At 64.9% G+C, this 1,995-nt stretch carries 1 protein-coding gene; it reads right to left on the bottom strand.

The genetic code is table 11. The features are described 5' to 3' along the window. Positions 1-28: 28 nt before the first annotated feature. Positions 29-1,462, bottom strand: a complete 1,434-nt coding sequence (gene ltrA / locus K8640_RS42295) for a group II intron reverse transcriptase/maturase (protein WP_223752268.1) — start codon at positions 1,460-1,462, stop codon at positions 29-31. Positions 1,463-1,995 lie beyond the last annotated feature (533 nt).

Genomic DNA, 1,995 nt, shown 5'->3' with positions numbered 1-1,995 from the left:
CATTGGTAGATGGGTGGCGCGGTACCGGTCAGCGGCCCGTTTCCACCCGCCTCCTTTCAAACCGTACGTGCGGTTTTCCCGCATACGGCTTAACGAGAGTGTTGTCGTGCAGCATGCACGGTTTCGGGTAACGAATCGTCCCACGCAATCGGTGGAGCCCCTGTCCCCAGAACCATTCCCGATTCCACTCGTGAGCCTGTCCGGCTCGCAGGTTCCTTCCCCTGCGCTTCACCATGAACTGGTGCAGCCGCCTGCACACGTAGGGGTCGAGCTGATTGAACTTCCGGGCTGCATTCCCGCTGCGGAAGTAGTTGCCCCACCCTCGCAGCACCGGATTCAGGTCGGCGATGATGACTCGCACGTCCTTCACCCCGTACCGCTGACGACTCGTCAGCTCCTTCACCCGGGCCCTCACCCGCTTCATGCTCCGCGCTGACGGCCATCTGTGCAGGTAGTAGCGCTTGAGGCCACGCTCCTCCAGCAGCTTGCCCGACATGCGTTGATGCAGGTGACAGCCCAGGAAGTCGAAGCCTTCCTTGCCCTCGGTGAGTTCCACTCGCCGCGTCTTCTCCGGATGCAGTCGTAGCTTCAGCCTCTCGAAGATGATTCGCACTCTTCGTTCAGCCTCCTCGACAGCTTCGCGGCTTTTGCACAGCACCACGAAGTCATCCGCGTAGCGCACCAGCTCGCCTACCCGCGCGCACTGCCGCTGCCACACGCTGTCGAAGAAGTGCAGGTAGATGTTGGAGAGCAACGGAGAAACCACTCCGCCCTGCGGCGTCCCCGAGACCGTCTCGGAGTACCGGCCCTCTTCTACCACTCCCGCACTCAGCCACTGCCTCAGCAGCTTGAGCACCCTGCGGTCCGACACCCGTCGCTCCACCCGCTCCATCAGCAGCTCATGCTCGATGCTGCCGAAGTAATCGCGGATATCCGCGTCGAGCACGTGGCGACATCCGGCATTGACTACCTCCCGGATGCGCTCCAGGGCCTGCAACGCGCTTCGGCGAGGCCGGAAGCCATACGAGGACGGCAGGAAGTCCGCCTCGAATACCGGCTCCAGCACCAACTTCACCGCCATCTGCACGATGCGGTCCTTCACCGTCGGAATGCCCAGCGGCCTTCGCTTCCCGTCCGCCTTGGGGATGTACCGCCTCAGTACCGCGGGCGGCCTGTACGCTCCTGCTCGCAGCACCTCGCCCAGCTCCTCTACCAGCCGCTGCGCGCCGTACCGCTCCACCGCCGCCAGCGTGACTCCATCCACGCCAGCCGCGCCCTTGTTGCGTCGAACCCGCTCCCACGCTTCCCACAGGACGTCACTCCGGTGGACTCGGTCATACAGCGCATGGAAACGGCGCTCCTTGCACCGCTTGGCTGCCACGAAGAGCTTGCGCTGGAGTCGTCGAACTTTGTCGGTGGACTCTGGTCCACCGGGGAGATTGGAGCCGCCGTGGCGGCTCATGCCCTCGCTCTTACCTCCCACCCAAGCACCACTCAAGCAGGGGCCCTTCCCTCCGGGCGCGTTGTCCTGCACGCCCCTCATCGGTACTACGGCCCCCTCGGACTCCCGCTGCACTCCCCTCGCTTTCGCCTTCGGCTTATACGCGGGGCCCTGCCGCGACGACGGCTGCGCAGTCGGGTCTCTCCTGTTCCCCACCACTCCTTGAACACGTGCCGCGCCCCATACCCCGGGGAGTTCCGCTGCTTCACACCCGGACTCGTCCGCAGCGGACCTGGCCTTCACCGTGACATGCTCGGCTCGGCTCTCCCATTGTGTCTCTGTCGAGGCGGCAGGCTTCACTTCATGTTGCGGCCCGTGCTCTTGCTCCCTCCCTGTCGGAGGCTTTTGACGCCCCGCTGTGGCCTGCCGCCTCTCGGCGACCGGCTGGGGCCTGCTACCGGGCACTCCGGTGTCTACCCGGACGGGACTCTCACCCGCAGGTCTGGTGGAGCATGGACGTGCTCCTCTTTCTCGTCCTTCAGGACGCACCATGG

This window comes from Myxococcus sp. XM-1-1-1 (assembly GCF_020037095.1).
GTDB lineage: Bacteria > Myxococcota > Myxococcia > Myxococcales > Myxococcaceae > Myxococcus > Myxococcus fulvus.
This window is presented reverse-complemented; position numbering and strand designations above follow the sequence as displayed.

Excerpts from the sequence above, each read along its gene's own strand:
- ltrA (WP_223752268.1), bottom strand. The coding sequence starts at position 1,462 with ATGAGCCGCCACGGCGGCTCCAATCTCCCCGGTGGACCAGAGTCCACC.